Raw genomic sequence first — 13,218 nt, 5'->3', positions numbered from 1 at the left:
GACCTGCTGGTATGCACCAATCCCGGTGCCGTGCAGGCGCGGTGAAGGCATCGTGCAGACTGACCGCATGCGCATCGAACTCGCTACCGCCGCCGGCACGCCCGGACGTCCGAACGAGGACTGGACCGCCACGGCCCTTCCCGCTTCCGGCCAGGGCGGAGGACTGGTGCTGCTGGACGGCGTCACGCCCCCGCAGGGCGACGACGGCTGTGTGCACTCGGTTCCCTGGTTCACCGCGAGACTGGGCGGCGCCCTGGTCGAACTGTCCGGTTCGCGGCGGGATCTGACCCTGCGCGAGATCCTGGCGGAGTCCATCCGGCACACCGCGGACAGCCACCGCTCCCTGTGTGACCTTTCTCACGTGCGTACGCCACAGGCAACCGTCGTCGTCGTGCGTTGGGACGAGGCCTGGGTCGAGCACCTGGTGCTGTCCGATTCGGTGCTGCTGTTCGAGTCGCCCGGCGGAGATGTACACGCTGTGCTGGACGACCGGCTCGACCGGCTGCCGCCGGAGCTTCTGGTCTCGGAGGCGGTGGCCGACGCCCGCGCGCGCAACAAGGAGGGCGGCTTCTTCACGGCTGCCGCCGATCCGGACGTGGCGGACCGCGCGGTGACCGGGCGGACGCCGCGCGCGGAGGTGCGGGCCCTGGCGGCGATGACGGACGGGGCGAGCCGCTGGACGGAGATGTTCGGCGAGGGCGACTGGGCGGACTGCCTCGGGGTCCTGGAGAAGGAGGGGCCGCAGGGGCTGATCGACCGGGTCCGCGCCCTGGAGGACGCGGACACGGAGCGCAGGCGTCTGCTGCGGGGCAAGACGCACGACGACGCGACGGCGGTCTACGCCCGGCTGTGAGGCGGTACGAAGGCGGCGGGGCGGCCGCCCGTCACCGTCAGTCCTCGGCGCGGGCGTTCAAGTGGTGGAGCAGCCGGGCCAGTTCCGCCACCTCGGCGCGGTCCCAGTCGGCGAGCTTGCGCACATAGCGGTCGCGGCGCGCGTCGCGGACGCTGCGGAACCGGGCGAGGCCCTCCTCGGTGAGGTGGACGAGGAAGGCGCGCCCGTCGGCCGGATCGGGCTCCCGCGCCACCAGTCCGAGCGCTTCCAGGGCACGGAGTTGACGGCTCATGGTGGCCTTGCCGACGCCGAAGTACGAGGCGAGATCGGTGGCGCGCTGGCGCCCGGCGGATTCCAGGCGTACGAACAGGCCGTAGGCGGCGGCCTCCAGCTCGGGGTGCACCTCGCGCGCCATTTCGCCGGAATTGGCCCGTGCGCGGCGCAGGAAGACGGCCAACTCCAGCTCCAGGGCGAGGAATTCGTGGTCCACACCACTTCCTCCGGTTGCGCCGGGTTCACGCCCGCTTTCGCTCCCGTGCACGTCAACACCCCTCATGAGCTTTCCTGCCGCTGAAAGTTTCTTCCGCCGGCGGTCATCGCCGCAGCTCGGTCAGTATTTCGCAGGAGTAGACCAACGGCACAGCCGAGGCCCTCTTCCGTCACATGGGTCTACGTGCGTAGCGTCATGCATGACATGTTCACACCATGGCATGTCTCCGGGGTCGCCACGCCGTGTTCCCCGGGTCGGCAGATCCCCTCACCGAGGCCTCGGAGGCACGCACATGCCCGTGCACAGATCCGGCTCCACGAAGTCCCGCCGCTCCCGCTTCGCGGCCGCGGGCACCCTGCTCGCGGCCCTCTCGCTCCTCATCGCCCTGCCGGGCGCCTCGAACGCGGCCGGCGGAAGCCCGGCCGGACCGGCCCGCGGCACCGCCACCATGGGCATGGGCGTCGTCGCCCACGACGGCCAGGGCGGCCTGCCGATCGGCACCCGCGCCGTCCAGACCGAGGGCGTGGACGTCGCCAGCTACCAGGGCAACGTCGCCTGGGCGACCCTCTGGAACAGCGGCGTCAAGTGGGCCTACACCAAGGCCACCGAGGGCACGTACTACACGAACCCCTACTTCGCCCAGCAGTACAACGGCTCGTACAACGTGGGCATGATCCGCGGCGCCTACCACTTCGCGACGCCCGACACCACGAGCGGCGCCGTCCAGGCCAACTACTTCGTGGACCACGGGGGCGGCTGGTCCAGGGACGGCAAGACCCTGCCGGGCGTGCTCGACATCGAGTGGAACCCGTACGGGGCGCAGTGCTATGGCAAGACCGCGGCCCAGATGGTCGCGTGGATCCGTGACTTCGTGAACACGTACAAGGCGCGCACCGGGCGGGACGCGGTCATCTACACCGCGACCAGCTGGTGGAAGGACTGCACCGGCAACAACGCGGGCTTCGCCACCACCAACCCGCTGTGGGTGGCGCGCTACAGCTCCGCGGTCGGCGAACTCCCGGCCGGCTGGGGCTTCTACACGATCTGGCAGTACACGTCGTCCGGCCCGACCGTCGGCGACCACAACCACTTCAACGGCGCCCTCGACCGCGTACAGGCGCTGGCCAACGGATAGACCCAGCCGCACCCTTCCCGCACGGAGCCCGGTGACGTACCCCGTCGCCGGGCCTCGTCGCGTTCACGCCCCCGGCCGGCCCGGCACTTCAGGAGACACCCCCGCTATACATCCGGTGTATACGCCACATGTATAGTCGCCGCTCCAGGTCGCACACCAGTGCGGCCGTTCGCGCGAGGGAGTGGCGAGCCGTGCCCAGTAGGACGAAGTCGATCGGTACAGGGTTGGCCGTCGCCCTTGTGACAGCGCTCACTCTGACGTTGAGCGGCTGCTCGATGGAGACCACGGCGCCCGGCTCCGCGCGCGCCGACGCCGGCTCGGACGCCAAGGGCTCGTTCGGCCCGGTGGACTGCCGCAAGGCCAAGTGCATAGCCCTGACCTTCGACGCGGGCCCCGCCGAGGACACCCCTCATCTGCTGGACATCCTCAAGGAGAAGAAGGTCCACGCGACCTTCTTCCTGCTGGGCAAGAACCACGTCAAGAAGCACCCCGAGACCGTCCGCCGCATCGAGGCCGAGGGCCACGAGGTCGCCAACCACACCTGGTCGCACGAGATCCTCACGGACAAGAAGCCCGCCGAGATACGGGCCGAGCTGGAGAAGACGCAGGACGCGATCGAGGCGATCACCGGCAAGAAGCCGCGGCTGATGCGCCCGCCGCAGGGCCGCACCGACGACACCGTCTCCGGGATCAGCAAGGACCTCGGTCTCTCCCAGATCCTGTGGAGCGCCACCGCCAAGGACTACTCGACGAACGACTCCGCGCTGATCAAGAAGCGGATACTCGACCAGGCGAGCAAGGACGGCATCATCCTGCTGCACGACATCTACAAGGGCACCGTGCCCGCCGTGCCCGGCATCATCGACGCGCTGAAGAAGCAGGGCTACACCTTTGTGACGGTGCCCCAGCTGATGGCGCCCGCCGAGCCCGTCCCGGGCACGATCTACCGCCCGTAGTCCCGCGGCCCGTACCCGGAACGGCCGGGGTTTCGCCTCGCGTACGCGAAACGGCCCGCCTCCCCCGCGAGGGGAGGGCGGGCCGCCCGTACCGGCCGTGTCCGTGCTGCCACGCCCGTCACGCCGTGGCACCTACGCCGCGGCCGGAACCCTCAGCTCCGCCGAGGCCGGGGCGAGGGCGATCTCCAGCACCTGGCGGACGTCGGTGACCGGGTGGACCTCCAGGGTCTCCAGCACCTCGGCCGGGACGTCGTCCAGGTCGGCCTCGTTCCGCTTGGGGATCACCACGGTGGTGATGCCCGCGCGGTGCGCGGCCAGCAGCTTCTGCTTCAGCCCGCCGATCGGCAGCACCCGCCCGGTCAGCGAGACCTCACCGGTCATCGCCACGTCCGTGCGGACCAGCCGGCCGGAGAGCAGCGAGGCCAGCGCGGTCGTCATGGTGATGCCCGCGCTCGGGCCGTCCTTGGGGACCGCGCCCGCCGGGAAGTGGATGTGCGCCCCGCGGTCCTTGAGGTCCGCGACCGGCAGCTCCAGTTCCGCGCCGTGCGACCGCAGGAAGCTCAGCGCGATCTGCGCGGACTCCTTCATGACGTCGCCGAGCTGACCGGTGAGGGTCAGTCCGGACGCCCCGGTCTCCGGATCGGCGAGCGACGCCTCCACGAACAGGACGTCACCACCGGCCCCGGTCACCGCGAGCCCGGTCGCCACACCCGGCACCGCGGTGCGGCGCTCGGCCGGGTCCTGGGCGGACTCGGGGACGTGGTGCGGGCGCCCGATCAGACCGCGCAGGTCGTCCTCGGTCACCGTGAACGGCAGCTCGCGGTCGCCCAGTTCGTGCTGGGCCGCGACCTTCCGCAGCAGCCGGGCGACGGACCGCTCCAGGTTCCGCACACCGGCCTCCCGGGTGTACTCGCCGGCCAGCTTGCGCAGCGCCGACTCGTCGAGAGCGACCTCGTCCTTCGCCAGACCGGCCCGCTCCAGCTGGCGCGGGAGCAGGTGGTCACGGGCGATGACGACCTTCTCGTCCTCGGTGTAGCCGTCGAACCTGACCAGCTCCATCCGGTCGAGCAGCGCCTCCGGGATGGCCTCCAGGACGTTGGCGGTGGCCAGGAAGACGACATCGCTGAGGTCGAGCTCGACCTCCAGGTAGTGGTCGCGGAAGGTGTGGTTCTGCGCGGGGTCGAGCACTTCGAGGAGGGCCGCGGCCGGGTCGCCCCGGAAGTCGGAGCCGACCTTGTCGATCTCGTCCAGCAGGACGACCGGGTTCATCGAACCGGCCTCCTTGATGGCCCGGACAATGCGTCCGGGCAGCGCCCCCACGTACGTACGCCGGTGGCCGCGGATCTCCGCCTCGTCCCGGACACCGCCGAGCGCGACGCGGACGAACTTGCGGCCCATGGCGTGCGCAACGGACTCCCCGAGCGAGGTCTTGCCGACGCCGGGCGGGCCGACGAGGGCCAGCACGGCGCCGCCGCGCCGCCCGCCGACCACACCCAGCCCCCGGTCGGCACGGCGCTTGCGCACCGCGAGGTACTCGGTGATGCGCTCCTTCACGTCCTGGAGTCCGGCGTGCTCGGCGTCCAGGACCTCCTGGGCGCCCCTGATGTCGTAGGCGTCCTCGGTGCGCTCGGTCCAGGGCAGTTCGAGGACGGTGTCGAGCCAGGTCCTGATCCAGGAGCCCTCGGGGCTCTGGTCGGAGGACCGCTCCAGCTTGTCGACCTCCTTGAGCGCGGCCTCGCGGACGTGCTCGGGCAGGTCGGCGGCCTCGACGCGGGCCCGGTAGTCGTCGGACTCGTCCTCCGGGTCGCCGTTGAGCTGGGAGAGCTCCTTGCGTACGGCGTCGAGCTGGCGCCGCAGCAGGAATTCGCGCTGCTGCTTGTCGACGCCCTCCTGGACGTCCTTGGCGATGGACTCGGCGACATCCTGCTCGGCGAGGTGTTCACCGAGCCACTGGATGGCGAGCCTCAGCCGGGCGACCGGGTCGGTGGTCTCCAGCAGCCGGACCTTCTGGGCGGTGGTGAGGAAGGGTGAGTACCCGGAGTTGTCGGCGAGCGCGGAGACGTCCTCGATCTGCTGGACCCGGTCCACGACCTGCCAGGCGCCGCGCTTCTTCAGCCAGCTGGTGGCGAGCGCCTTGTACTCCTTGACCAGGTCGGCGGCGGCCCCGGGCAGGGGGTCGGGGACGGAGGCGTCGGCCCGGACCCCTTCCACCCACAGCGCGGCGCCCGGCCCGCTGGTGCCCGCGCCGACCCTGATCCGGTCGCGGCCCCGGATGAGGGCGCCCGGATCGCCGTCGGAGAGCCGTCCGACCTGCTCGACGATCCCGAGGACACCGATGCCGGTGTAGGTCCCGTCGATGCGCGGGACGAGCAGCACCTCGGGCTTGCCCCCGTCCTCCCGGGCCGCGGCCTGCGCGGCCTCCACGGCGGCGCGCACCTCGGTGTCGGACAGGTCGAGAGGCACCACCATCCCCGGCAGCACGACCTCGTCGTCGAGCGGCAGCACGGGCAGGGTGAGCGGTGTGACGGCATTGGACTCAGTAGCCATGATCTCCCCTTCGGCAGTCAAGTTGAGCTATGAAGACTCAATGCTTGTGAGCCCCTCAATGTTCCCCCCGGCGTGTTCGCTCTGAGCGATCAGGGGTAACACCGGCCGCGCCGCCTCCCGTGCAACACCGGGAGGCCGTCGCCGATTTCCGGCACCACGCACTCGCCCCGCCCCCGGAATCGGTGAGGCGGTGCCCGCCGCCGTGGTGTCCCGGGGCGCCGCCCGGGCGATCAGCACGGACGCCGACGTCACCACGCCCGCCGCGGCCGTGGAGTTCGTGGCGCCGCCCGGCTCCGGCAACCCATTGGCCCCCGCCCCGCCCGGCGCGACAGGATGACCGTGACACCGGCCCACGCCCACCGGAGACCAGCGCCATGCCCCACACGTTCGGCCCCGACACCGACGCCCCCGTCACCCTGGACCGCCGCGAGGGTCCGTACGGGGAGGTCGTCCTGCGCAGGCGGGGCGAGGACTTCGAGATCATCGCCAACGGATGCTTCCTCATGGACACCTCCGACGGACGCTCCGAGCGCCTGCTGATCGACGCCGCGCTCGCCGCGCTCCCGGCCGGCCGCACAGGCCCCGCCGTCCTCATCGGCGGGCTCGGTGTCGGGTTCTCGCTCGCCCGCGCGGCCGCCGAGCCGCGCTGGGGCAGGATCGCGGTCGCCGAGCGGGAGCAGGCGATCGTGGACTGGCACCTGGCCGGGCCGCTGGCCGGGATCTCGGGGCCCGCGCTCGCCGATCCCCGTACCGAGGTGCTGACGACCGACCTCGTCGCGTACCTGCGCACGACTACGGACCGTTACGACGCCTTGTGTCTGGACATCGACAACGGGCCGGACTGGACCGTCACCGAGGACAACGGGAACCTCTACTCCCCCGCCGGTCTCGCGGACTGCCACGCGCGGCTCACGCCGGGCGGCGTGCTCGCGGTGTGGTCCGCACAACCTTCCGCCGCCTTCGAGCAGGCCCTACGGAATGCCGGGTTCCAAGGGGTAAGGACGGAAGAAGTAGGCGTTGCCCGAGGTGTTCCGGACGTGGTCCATCTCGCCATTCGCGCACTCTGACATCCCCCCGGCGGGTATTACGGCCCCCCGGGCGCCCGGGGCCCGAGCCCGACGAGCGCGGCACTCCGCGTTTCACGTACACCCGTTCCGTCCGCACAGACTTGCACCCTGCGTAGCCGGAAGCCCTCCGCTGCCTCTACGCTGCTGACCGGTAGCGGGATCACCCACGAAATTCACGAGCGAAAACCGTTCGTCCGGGGGAATGGCCTCCGTGAGAACGGGCAGGGGCGGGGCGATGGAACAGACACACACCACCCACAACGGTGTCGCGGCCACCCCGGGCGCGCAGCGCCGCGTGCTGGTGGTCGAGGACGACGCCACGATCGTCGATGCCATTTCCGCCCGGCTGCGGGCGGAGGGCTTCCTGGTGCAGACCGCTCTCGACGGCCCGGCGGCCGTGGACGCGGCCGAGGCCTGGCAGCCGGATCTGATGGTGCTCGACATCATGCTTCCCGGCTTCGACGGCCTGGAGGTCTGCCGCCGGGTGCAGGCCCAGCGGCCGGTGCCGGTGCTGATGCTGACCGCCAGGGACGACGAGACCGACATGCTCGTCGGGCTCGGGGTCGGCGCCGACGACTACATGACCAAGCCGTTCTCCATGCGTGAGCTGGCCGCGCGGGTCCACGTCCTGCTGCGCAGGGTGGAGCGGGCGGCGCTGGCCGCCGTGACACCGCGCAGCGGGATACTCCGCCTCGGCGAGCTGGAGATCGACCACGCGCAGCGCCGGGTGCGGGTCCGGGCCGACGACGTCCACCTGACACCGACCGAGTTCGACCTGCTGGTGTGCCTGGCGAACACCCCGCGCGCGGTGCTCTCCCGGGAGCAGCTGCTGGCCGAGGTCTGGGACTGGGCGGACGCCTCGGGCACCCGGACCGTCGACAGCCACATCAAGGCGCTGCGCCGGAAGATCGGCGCGGAGCGCATCCGTACCGTGCACGGCGTCGGCTACGCGCTGGAGACCCCGGCGCCATGACCGCGCCCGGACCGGGACTGCGGCCGTTCTCCATCAAGGCCAAGCTGGGCACCCTGGTCGTGGTGTCGGTCTTCATCACGACGGGGCTGCTCATGGTCGCCCTGCGTACGCGGACCGAGCTGCGGTTCATCACGGTGTTCTCGGTCATCGCGACCCTGCTCATCACCCAGTTCGTGGCGCACGGTCTGACCGCGCCGCTGGACGAGATGCGTGCCGTGGCCCGCTCCATCTCGCACGGCGACTACACGCGCAGGGTGAACGGCGCGGGCCGGCGCGACGAACTGGGCGACCTGGCCCAGACGATCAACCTGATGGCCGACGACCTGGCGGCGGTGGACCGGCACCGCAAGGAGCTGGTGGCGAATGTCTCGCACGAGCTGCGCACCCCCATCGCGGCGCTGAGAGCCGTCCTGGAGAACGTCGTGGACGGGGTCTCGTCCGCCGATCCGGAGACGATGCGCACGGCGCTCAAACAGACGGAGCGCCTCGGCCGGCTGGTGGAGACGCTGCTGGACCTGTCCCGGCTGGACAACGGCGTGGTCACGCTGAGGACCGGCCGCTTCGAGGTGTGGCCGTATCTGTCGGGGGTGCTGAAGGAGGCGAACCTCGCCGCCGCGCACCGCCGGCTGTCCTCGGGTTCCGGGAACCACTCGCGCACCGACGTCCATCTGCACCTGGACGTCTCGCCGCCCGAGCTGACCGCGCACGCGGACGCGGAGCGGCTGCACCAGGTGGTGGCCAACCTGATCGACAACGCGGTCAAGCACAGCCCGCCGCACGGCCGGGTCACGGTGCTCGCCCGGCGCGGTCCGCAGCCGGAGTCCCTGCTCCTGGAGGTGGCGGACGAGGGCCCCGGCATCCCGGAGCCCGAGCGCCATCGCGTCTTCGAGCGTTTCAACCGGGGCGAGGTGGCCTCCCCGCACGGTCCGGGCAGCGACGGCGGTACGGGTCTGGGGCTCGCGATCGCCCGCTGGGCCGTGGATCTGCACGGCGGCCGTATCGGGGTGGCCGAATCTGCTCGCGGCTGCCGCATCCGCGTCACTCTTCCGGGGATACCTCAACAACGAGGTTGACGTAGGGTTCGAACCGGAAGGGCACGTTCTGCGTGTTCTGTTCAGGGGGTACGGTCCAAGGGGCCGTAGTTGCGGCCTCGCGTACCCGGAGTGAAGCGGAACCATGCTTGTTTCCCGCCATTTCCTGCGCCGAAACCCGACTTTCGATGTGACTTGCACGACGAAGACCGGCCCGGCCTGCAGGGAACGGCCGGGGAGGCGTAGCCTTGATTCCCGCTGTCCATCACCTTGTGAAGCGGAAGAGGGCGGTTGCCGCCGTGTCGTCTCAGTCCCCCAGTAACTCGAGCATCTCGACCGACCAGGCCGGCCCGGGTACCAACCCGGCCGCGGCTTTCGGCGCCAATGAGTGGCTCGTCGACGAGATCTACCAGCAGTACCTCCAGGACCCCAATTCGGTCGATCGCGCCTGGTGGGACTTCTTCGCCGACTACAAGCCGGGCAAGACCGGCACGGCGGACAAGCCCGTTCCCGGCGCCGCAGCCGCGGGGGCTGCAGCGCCCGCGGCCCCGGCCGCCGCCACCAACAACACCGCACCGGCAGCGCCGGCGCAGCCCGCGGCCCAGGCACCGGCGGCTCCCGCCGCGCCGGCCGCTCCCGCCGCGCCCAAGGCTCCGGCTCCGGCCGCACCCGCCCCGGCAAAGGCCGCACCGGCTCCGGCCGCGAAGGCCCCCGCCGCCAAGGCCGCGGCCCCGGCCGCCAAGGCGGACGCGGACACGGAGGCTCCGGCCGGTCCGGAGTACGTGACGCTGCGCGGCCCGTCCGCCGCGGTCGCGAAGAACATGAACGCCTCGCTGGAGCTGCCGACGGCCACGTCCGTGCGCGCCGTCCCGGTGAAGCTGCTCTTCGACAACCGCATCGTCATCAACAACCACCTCAAGCGCGCCCGGGGCGGGAAGATCTCCTTCACGCACCTCATCGGGTACGCGATGGTGCAGGCCCTCAAGGCCATGCCGGCGATGAACCACTCCTTCGCGGTGAAGGACGGCAAGCCGACCCTGGTCAAGCCGGAGCACGTCAACCTCGGCCTGGCCATCGACCTGGTGAAGCCGAACGGCGACCGCCAGCTGGTCGTCGCGGCCATCAAGAAGGCCGAGACGCTCAACTTCTTCGAGTTCTGGCAGGCCTACGAGGACATCGTCCGCCGCGCCCGCAACGGCAAGCTCGGCATGGACGACTTCACCGGCGTCACCGCCTCGCTGACCAACCCCGGCGGCATCGGCACCGTCCACTCGGTGCCCCGCCTGATGCCCGGACAGGGCCTCATCATGGGCGTCGGCGCGATGGACTACCCGGCCGAGTTCCAGGGCACCTCGCAGGACACCCTGAACAAGCTGGGCATCTCCAAGGTCATGACCCTGACCTCCACGTACGACCACCGGGTCATCCAGGGCGCCGCCTCCGGCGAGTTCCTGCGCATCCTCTCCCAGCTGCTGCTCGGCGAGAACGAGTTCTACGACGAGATCTTCAAGGCGCTGCGCATCCCCTACGAGCCGGTCCGCTGGCTCAAGGACATCGACGCCTCGCACGACGACGACGTCACCAAGGCCGCGCGGGTCTTCGAGCTGATCCACTCCTACCGGGTCCGCGGCCACGTCATGGCCGACACCGACCCGCTGGAGTACCACCAGCGCAAGCACCCCGACCTGGACATCACCGAGCACGGCCTCACCCTGTGGGACCTTGAGCGGGACTTCGCGGTCGGTGGGTTCGCCGGCAAGTCGTTGATGAAGCTCCGCGACATCCTCGGCGTGCTCCGCGAGTCGTACTGCCGCACCACCGGCATCGAGTTCATGCACATCCAGGACCCGAAGCAGCGCAAGTGGCTCCAGGACCGGGTGGAGCGCCCGCGCCCCAAGCCCGAGCGCGAGGAGCAGCTGCGCATCCTGCGCCGGCTCAACGCCGCCGAGGCGTTCGAGACGTTCCTGCAGACCAAGTACGTCGGCCAGAAGCGGTTCTCGCTGGAGGGCGGCGAGTCCGTCATCCCGCTGCTCGACGCGGTCATCGACTCCGCCGCCGAGGCCCGCCTCGACGAGGTCGTCATCGGCATGGCCCACCGCGGCCGGCTCAACGTGCTCGCCAACATCGTGGGCAAGTCGTACGCCCAGATCTTCCGCGAGTTCGAGGGCAATCTCGACCCGCGCTCGATGCACGGCTCCGGCGACGTGAAGTACCACCTGGGCGCCGAGGGCACCTTCACCGGTCTGGACGGCGAGCAGATCAAGGTCTCGCTGGCCGCCAACCCCTCGCACCTGGAGGCGGTCGACCCGGTCCTGGAGGGCATCGCCCGCGCCAAGCAGGACATCATCAACAAGGGCGGCACGGACTTCACCGTCCTGCCCGTCGCCCTCCACGGCGACGCGGCCTTCGCGGGCCAGGGCGTCGTCGCCGAGACGCTCAACATGTCGCAGCTGCGCGGCTACCGCACCGGCGGCACCGTGCACGTGGTGATCAACAACCAGGTCGGCTTCACCGCCGCCCCGGAGTCCTCGCGCTCCTCGATGTACGCCACCGACGTGGCGCGCATGATCGAGGCGCCGATCATCCACGTCAACGGCGACGACCCCGAGGCCGTCGTCCGGGTCGCCCGTCTCGCCTTCGAGTTCCGCCAGGCGTTCAACAAGGACGTCGTGATCGACCTCATCTGCTACCGCCGCCGCGGTCACAACGAGGGCGACAACCCGGAGTTCACCAACCCGCAGATGTACACGCTGATCGACAAGAAGCGCTCGGTGCGCAAGCTCTACACCGAGTCCCTCATCGGTCGCGGCGACATCACCCTGGAAGAGGCGGAGCAGGCGCTCCAGGACTTCCAGGGCCAGCTGGAGAAGGTCTTCGCCGAGGTCCGCGAGGCCACCTCGCAGCCGGCGCAGCCGCATGTCTCCGACCCGCAGGCCGAGTTCCCGGTGGCCGTGTCGACCGCGGTCTCCGCCGAGGTCGTCAAGCGGATCGCCGAGTCCCAGGTCAACATCCCCGAGTCGATCACCGTGCACCCGCGTCTGATGCCGCAGATGCAGCGCCGCGCCGCCTCGGTGGAGAACGGCACGATCGACTGGGGCATGGGCGAGACCCTGGCCATCGGTTCGCTGCTGATGGAGGGCACCCCGGTCCGGCTCGCCGGCCAGGACACCCGCCGCGGCACGTTCGGCCAGCGCCACGCGGTCCTCGTCGACCAGGTGACCGGCGAGGACTACACCCCGCTGCTCTACCTCTCCGACGAGCAGGCCCGTTACAACGTCTACGACTCGCTCCTCAGCGAGTACGCGGCGATGGGCTTCGAGTACGGCTACTCGCTGGCCCGCCCGGAGTCGCTGGTCATCTGGGAGGCCCAGTTCGGTGACTTCGTCAACGGCGCGCAGACCGTCGTGGACGAGTTCATCTCCTCGGCCGAGCAGAAGTGGGGCCAGACCTCCGGCGTCACGCTGCTCCTGCCGCACGGCTACGAGGGCCAGGGCCCGGACCACTCGTCCGCCCGCCCCGAGCGCTTCCTCCAGATGTGCGCGCAGGACAACATGACGGTCGCGATGCCGACCCTGCCGTCGAACTACTTCCACCTCCTGCGGTGGCAGGTGCACAACCCGCACCACAAGCCGCTGATCGTCTTCACCCCGAAGTCGATGCTCCGCCTCAAGGCGGCCGCGTCGAAGGTGGAGGAGTTCACCACCGGCGGCTTCCGCCCGGTCATCGGTGACGAGTCGGTCAAGGCCGAGGCCGTCCGCAAGGTCGTCTTCGTCTCCGGCAAGCTCTACTACGACCTGGACGCCGAGCGCGAGAAGCGCGGTGACACGGAGACGGCGATCATCCGTCTGGAGCGCCTGTACCCGCTGCCGGGTGCGGAGATCCAGGCCGAGATCGCCAAGTACCCGAACGCCGAGAAGTACCTCTGGGCCCAGGAGGAGCCGGCGAACCAGGGTGCGTGGCCGTTCATCGCGCTCAACCTGATCGACCACCTGGACCTGGCGGTCGGCGCCGACGTCCCGCACGGTGAGCGCCTGCGCCGCATCTCGCGCCCGCGCGGCTCGTCCCCGGCGGTCGGCTCGGCCAAGCGCCACCAGGCCGAGCAGGCCCAGCTGGTCGCGGAGGTCTTCGAGGCCTGACCGGCAGCGCACACACCGAAGGGGCCTGCCCCGCGATTCTCTCGCGGGGCA

At 70.7% G+C, this 13,218-nt stretch carries 10 protein-coding genes; 8 read left to right on the top strand and 2 right to left on the bottom strand.

Annotated elements, in window-relative coordinates; translation table 11 throughout:
* The first annotated feature begins 67 nt into the window (after positions 1-67).
* Positions 68-853 (top strand): protein phosphatase 2C domain-containing protein, encoded by a 786-nt coding sequence (locus P8A18_RS23775; protein WP_306057420.1) that lies wholly within the window; start codon positions 68-70, stop codon positions 851-853.
* A 37-nt stretch (positions 854-890) separates the two neighbouring features.
* Here P8A18_RS23775 and P8A18_RS23770 read toward each other — a convergent pair whose 3' ends face one another.
* Positions 891-1,388 (bottom strand): MarR family winged helix-turn-helix transcriptional regulator, encoded by a 498-nt coding sequence (locus tag P8A18_RS23770; protein ID WP_202453320.1) that lies wholly within the window; start codon positions 1,386-1,388, stop codon positions 891-893.
* Between the two features lie 226 nt (positions 1,389-1,614).
* On the opposite strand from P8A18_RS23770, the gene P8A18_RS23765 reads away from it, so the two are divergent.
* Complete coding sequence (locus tag P8A18_RS23765) at positions 1,615-2,457, top strand: lysozyme (protein ID WP_306057418.1); 843 nt, start codon at positions 1,615-1,617, stop codon at positions 2,455-2,457.
* A 275-nt stretch (positions 2,458-2,732) separates the two neighbouring features.
* Positions 2,733-3,413 carry a polysaccharide deacetylase family protein gene (locus P8A18_RS23760; protein ID WP_306061109.1) on the top strand — a complete coding sequence of 227 codons (681 nt, stop codon included), beginning with the start codon at positions 2,733-2,735 and terminating at the stop codon, positions 3,411-3,413.
* A 132-nt stretch (positions 3,414-3,545) separates the two neighbouring features.
* Here P8A18_RS23760 and lon read toward each other — a convergent pair whose 3' ends face one another.
* Entirely contained in the window at positions 3,546-5,960 is a 2,415-nt protein-coding gene (lon, locus tag P8A18_RS23755; protein WP_306057417.1) for an endopeptidase La, read from the bottom strand.
* A gap of 190 nt (positions 5,961-6,150) precedes the next feature.
* On the opposite strand from lon, the gene P8A18_RS23750 reads away from it, so the two are divergent.
* The 5 genes from P8A18_RS23750 to P8A18_RS23730 all read left to right on the top strand — a co-directional run bounded on the left by P8A18_RS23750 (position 6,151) and on the right by P8A18_RS23730 (position 13,167).
* Complete coding sequence (locus tag P8A18_RS23750; protein ID WP_306057415.1) at positions 6,151-6,297, top strand: hypothetical protein; 147 nt, start codon at positions 6,151-6,153, stop codon at positions 6,295-6,297.
* A gap of 37 nt (positions 6,298-6,334) precedes the next feature.
* Complete coding sequence (locus tag P8A18_RS23745; RefSeq protein ID WP_306057414.1) at positions 6,335-7,027, top strand: spermidine synthase family protein; 693 nt, start codon at positions 6,335-6,337, stop codon at positions 7,025-7,027.
* A 235-nt stretch (positions 7,028-7,262) separates the two neighbouring features.
* The gene (locus tag P8A18_RS23740; protein ID WP_014154105.1) at positions 7,263-8,000 is read left to right on the top strand and encodes a response regulator transcription factor; all 738 of its coding nucleotides are present in this window, start codon (positions 7,263-7,265) and stop codon (positions 7,998-8,000) included.
* Positions 7,997-9,073, top strand: coding sequence for a HAMP domain-containing sensor histidine kinase (locus tag P8A18_RS23735; protein WP_306057410.1), 1,077 nt, complete (start codon positions 7,997-7,999; stop codon positions 9,071-9,073). Before P8A18_RS23740 ends, P8A18_RS23735 begins: the two co-directional genes overlap by 4 nt.
* Before the next feature lie 257 nt (positions 9,074-9,330).
* Entirely contained in the window at positions 9,331-13,167 is a 3,837-nt protein-coding gene (locus P8A18_RS23730; RefSeq protein WP_306057408.1) for a multifunctional oxoglutarate decarboxylase/oxoglutarate dehydrogenase thiamine pyrophosphate-binding subunit/dihydrolipoyllysine-residue succinyltransferase subunit, read from the top strand.
* Positions 13,168-13,218: the final 51 nt, after the last annotated feature.

The sequence above is a fragment of the Streptomyces sp. Mut1 genome (genome assembly GCF_030719295.1).
GTDB classification, from domain to species: Bacteria; Actinomycetota; Actinomycetes; order Streptomycetales; family Streptomycetaceae; genus Streptomyces; species Streptomyces castrisilvae.
The sequence above is the reverse complement of the archived record's forward strand: the minus strand, read 5'-3'. Positions and strand labels throughout refer to the sequence as shown.